General features: G+C 30.2%; 5 protein-coding genes. All 5 read left to right on the top strand.

From position 1 onward, the window contains the following. Positions 1 to 61 precede the first annotated feature (61 nt). A complete protein-coding gene (locus AB2369_RS11140) occupies positions 62 to 772 on the top strand; it encodes a pseudouridine synthase (protein ID WP_367666553.1) in 711 nt (236 codons plus the stop codon). Between the two features lie 9 nt (positions 773 to 781). Beyond that, positions 782 to 1,330 carry a class I SAM-dependent methyltransferase gene (locus tag AB2369_RS11135; protein WP_367666552.1) on the top strand — a complete coding sequence of 183 codons (549 nt, stop codon included), beginning with the start codon at positions 782 to 784 and terminating at the stop codon, positions 1,328 to 1,330. Between the two features lie 167 nt (positions 1,331 to 1,497). Then, positions 1,498 to 2,376: a MurR/RpiR family transcriptional regulator gene (locus AB2369_RS11130; protein ID WP_367666551.1), complete on the top strand. Its 879-nt coding sequence runs from the start codon at positions 1,498 to 1,500 to the stop codon at positions 2,374 to 2,376. 217 nt (positions 2,377 to 2,593) lie between these two features. After that, positions 2,594 to 3,961 carry an NADP-specific glutamate dehydrogenase gene (gdhA, locus tag AB2369_RS11125; RefSeq protein WP_367666550.1) on the top strand — a complete coding sequence of 456 codons (1,368 nt, stop codon included), beginning with the start codon at positions 2,594 to 2,596 and terminating at the stop codon, positions 3,959 to 3,961. Between the two features lie 210 nt (positions 3,962 to 4,171). Beyond that, on the top strand, positions 4,172 to 5,204 hold a 1,033-nt coding region (locus AB2369_RS11120; protein WP_367666549.1), incomplete at its 3' end, for an NAD(P)/FAD-dependent oxidoreductase.

Genomic DNA, 5,204 nt, shown 5'->3' with positions numbered 1-5,204 from the left:
TTGCTTTTTTCCTATTTAATATATATAATTTTAATGAAATTTAATAGGTAAGGTGAAATAAATGGAAGAAAGATTACAAAAATTTATGGCAAGATGCGGAGTTGCCTCTCGTAGAAAATGTGAAGAGATTATTGTGCAGGGAAGAGTAAAGGTTAATGGGGTAATTGTTAAAGAATTAGGTATAAAAGTAAATGGAGAAAATAATAAAGTTCTTGTAGATGAAAAAGAAATTTTCCTTGAGGAAAATAAGAGATATATTATGTTAAATAAGCCAGAAGGATATGTTACTACAGTAAAAGATGAAAAAAATAGAAAAACTATTCTAGATATAGTTAAAGTAGATGAAAGAATATATCCTATAGGACGTCTAGATTATGATAGTTCAGGCCTTCTTCTTCTTACTAATGATGGAGATATATATAATAATATAATTCACCCAAGAAATATTATAAATAAAGTTTATATAGCAAGGGTAGAAGGGATATTTAAAAAACATGAATTAGAAAAGTTTAGAACAGGTGTAGATATAGGAGGCTATATAACCGCTGAAGCAGATATAGAAGTGTTAAAAGAGTTTAGAGGTTCCTCGGAGGTAAAGATATCTATTCATGAGGGAAAGAATATGAAGGTTAGAAGAATGTGTGCTACTTTAGGTCATGAGGTTTTATCATTAAAAAGAGTATCTATTGGAAAGTTATCTTTAGGAAACTTAAAAGAAGGTCAATGGAGAGAGCTTACAAAAGAAGAGATAGATTATATAAAAGGTTTATAGGAGATAATTATGTATAGTTATGTTGGGGATTTATCTAAATTAACTCATAATATAATAAAGACTTATTGTAGAGATTTTCAATTAGCAGTGGATTGTACCTTAGGTAATGGTCATGATTGTGATTTTTTAAGAGAAAACTTTAAAAAAGTATATGCTTTTGAAATACAAGAACATATAGCTAATAAATACTTAGAGAATAACTATGATAATGTGGAAGTCATTATAAATAGTCATAAGTATATTAAAGACTATATTAAAGAGGAAGCTGACTGCATTATGTATAATTTAGGCTTTTTACCTGGAGGGGATAAGAATATTACAACCCTCTATGAATCCTCTTTATATAGCATATCAAAATCTCTAGATATCATAAAACCTGGTGGATTTATAACCGTTGCAGTCTATCCAGGTCATGAACAAGGAAAGAATGAAAAAGATGGGCTTTATGAATTTTTTAAAACATTACCTAAAAATAAATTTGGGGTTATGGAACATAATTTCTTCAATAGGAGTCCTAAGTCTCCAAGTTTAATTGTTATTGAAAAAAACTTTATTTAACTTTGCTAATACAGTATTTAATTATGTAATGTAATTCTAAAAATTAAATATTAGATATAAAAATTAACTAAAAAATGAAATATATCTTGAATTATTCATTCATTAGATGATAAAATGAAGAAAAAGTTTCAATTTTAAAATTAATTATGAAGAGGAGTAATTAACCTATGGAAAACTCTAGTCAAGATTTAATGAGAATGATTCAAATTAAATTTCCAAGATTAAGTAAGGGTCAAAAACTCATAGCAGAATATATACTAAGACATTATGATAAGGCTGCATTTATGACTGCAGCAAAACTTGGTACAAGTGTAGGAGTCAGTGAATCCACTGTAGTAAGATTTGCAAATGAACTTGGATTTAGTGGATACCCAAAGCTACAAAAAGCTCTACAAGAGCTTATTAAAAATAAACTTACCACTGTTCAAAGAATAGAGCTTTCTAATGACTTTATAAGTGAAGAAAATGCTTTAAAAGGGGTTTTAAAAGCTGATATGGAAAATATACGCGCAACCCTTGAAAAAATAAACCATAAAACCTTTGATGATGTAGTTAAATCTATATTCAGTGCTAAAAGGATTTACATAATAGGACTTAGAAGTTCTACTGCTTTAGCTGAATTTCTAGGATTTTATTTAAATGTTATTCTTGATAACGTTAAGGTAGTAGCTTATGGAATAAGTGATATATTTGAGCAAATGATAAATGTTGGTGAAGGAGATCTTGTTATAGGTATAGGTTTCCCAAGATATGCAATAAAGACTATAGAAGCTTTAGCTTTCTCTCAAAGTAGAAATGCAAGGGTGGTAGCTTTAACAGATAGTCTTCTATCTCCTTTAGCTTCAAAAGCAGACTATACGTTAATAGCTCAAAGTAATATGGCATCCTTTGTTGATTCACTAGTGGCACCACTAAGTGTAATTAATGCTTTAATAATAGCTGTAGGACTTAAGGAAAAGGATAAAATTTCTAATACTTATAGCTCTTTAGAAAATATTTGGGAAGAGTATCAAGTATATTCTTATAAAAGTCTTCAAGATAAATAGATTTTTATGATAAATAAGCAACTAATTTACTTTAGTATTGCTTATTTATCTAAAAAGAACCCTGACAACGTTTATTTTCATAAAAATAGACCACCAAGGGTTTTTTAGAAGGAATAATGGAAACGTTATCGAATATATATATTATGAGTGAAGAAAGTTGAAAATCAACTTTAAAATAAAAATGAATACATCAATTCATTTTAGGGGGTAGACAAACATGACAAAAGAAACATTAAATTCAAAACAGTATATTGAAGAGGTTATTGAAAACGTTAAAAAGAGAAATGCTGGTGAACCAGAATTTATCCAAGCTGTTGAGGAAGTATTAGGGTCTCTTGAGTTAGTTCTAGATAAGAATCCTGAGTACATCAAAGGAAACATATTAGAAAGATTAGTTGAACCTGAAAGACAAATAGTATTTAGAGTGCCTTGGACTGACGACAATGGAAATGTTCATGTAAATAGAGGTTTTAGAGTTCAGTTTAATGGATCTATTGGACCTTACAAAGGTGGATTAAGATTCCATCCATCTGTTTATCTAGGAATAATAAAATTCTTAGGATTTGAACAAATATTAAAGAATTCTTTAACTGGACTTCCAATAGGTGGAGGTAAGGGAGGATCTGATTTTGATCCAAGAGGAAGATCTGATGCTGAAATAAGAAGATTCTGCGAAAGCTATATGACTGAACTTTATAGACATATAGGTCCAGATGTTGACGTTCCAGCAGGAGACATTGGAGTTGGTGCTAGAGAAATAGGTTATTTATATGGACATTATAGAAGAATCAGAGGAGCCTTTGAAAACGGAGTGCTAACAGGTAAAGGTTTACAATATGGTGGAAGCTTAATAAGACCAGAAGCAACAGGATACGGAGTTGCTTACTTCTGCCAAGAGATATTAAAGCATGAAGGTTTAGACTTTACTGGTAAGACTGTAGCTATATCTGGATTTGGTAATGTTGCATGGGGATTATGTGCAAAGGTTGCTCAATTAGGTGGTAAAGTTGTTACTTTATCTGGACCAGATGGATATATATATGATAAAGATGGTGTAATTACTGAGGAGAAGATAAACTTCTTAGTTGAGATGAGAAATTCCGGAAGAGATAAGGTTCAAGACTATGCTGATAAGTTTGGTTGTGAATTCTTTGCAGGACAAAAGCCATGGGGAACTAAGGTTGATATAATAATTCCTTGTGCAACTCAAAATGACATACATTTAGAGCATGCTAAACAAATAGTAGCAAATGGAATAAAGTTTGTTTGTGAGGCTGCTAATATGCCTTGTACAAATGAGGCTGTTCAGTACTTCCAAGCTAACGGAGTATTAGTTGGACCTGCTAAGGCTGCTAATGCTGGTGGAGTTGCAGTTTCTGCTTTAGAAATGGCCCAAAACTCTATGAGATTAAGATGGTCTGCTGAAGAAGTTGATAGTAAACTTCATGAAATAATGATTAATATCCATAACACAGCTGCAAAAGTTGCTGAAGATTATGGCTTTGGATATAACTTAGTTGCTGGTGCAAACATAGCTGGTTTCTTAAAAGTAGCACAAGCTATGAATGCTCAAGGAATATACTAGAATTTTTTAAAGAAGCCTTCGGGCTTCTTTTTTATTCCTATAATCTAAAAATTTATTAATTAGGTTAAGTATATTTATTGCAAATTATATATTTATAGATTATATTTTCTAGGTAGATAATATAATCTATAATTACAATGTAAATTGACAAATATACATGTTTTGGATATACTCTTATGATGATTTAATAATTTATTAGGAGCTGATGATATGAGCAAGGTTATTATAATTGGTGGAGGTCCTTCAGGTATGATGGCGGCTCTTCAAGCTGCAAAAGACCATGAAGTCACTCTAATAGATGGAAATAATAAACTAGGAAAAAAACTATATATAACTGGAAAAGGGAGATGTAATGTAACTAATGGAAAAGATATAAGTGAATTTTTTGATTATATACCAGGAAATCCTCACTTTCTTTATAGTTCTTTATATACCTTTACTAATTTAGATACTATAAAGCTTCTAGAAGGCTTAGGAGTTCCCCTTAAAACCGAAAGAGGTGATAGAGTTTTTCCATGCTCTGATAAATCATCAGATATAATAGGAGCCTTTAATAAAGAATTAATAGATAAAAAGGTATCTCTTAAACTTGGATGTAAAGTAAAGGATTTTATATTAAAAGAAGAAAATAAAATAAGTGGAGTTTTACTTGAAAATGGTACAGAAATATCTGGAGATTATTTTATATTATGTACTGGTGGAGTCTCTTATCCTTTAACTGGTTCCACTGGAGATGGACTTAAATTTTCAAAAAAACTTGGTCACTCAATTGTTACCCCAAAAGCTTCCTTGGTACCCCTTCAAGCATCAGAGCCTTGGATTAAAGAGCTACAAGGTCTTTCTTTAAAAAATGTAGAAATTAATATCTTTAGTAAAGAAAATAAAAATCTTTATAAGGACTTTGGTGAAATGTTATTTACTCATTATGGCGCTTCTGGTCCTATAATTTTAAGTGGAAGCAGAGTAGTAGAAAAGGGTAAAACCTATAAATTATCTATTAACTTAAAACCAGCACTATCAGAAAAGGAAATGGATTTAAGAATACAAAAGGATTTTTCTAAGTATATAAATAAAGATTTTAAGAATTCTTTAGAAGATCTATTACCTCAAAAACTTATAGATGTAGTAATTAAATTAAGCGGCATTGATGAAAATAAAAAAGTGAACCTTATAACTAAAGAGGAAAGAAAATCCTTAGGTAAGTTAATTCAAAATTTCACTTTAACTATAGTTGGTACAAGAC

The organism is Clostridium sp., from assembly GCF_040797585.1.
Lineage (GTDB): Bacteria > Bacillota > Clostridia > Clostridiales > Clostridiaceae > Clostridium_Z.
Note: the sequence above shows the minus strand (reverse complement) of the source record. Positions and strands in the feature narration are given on the sequence as shown.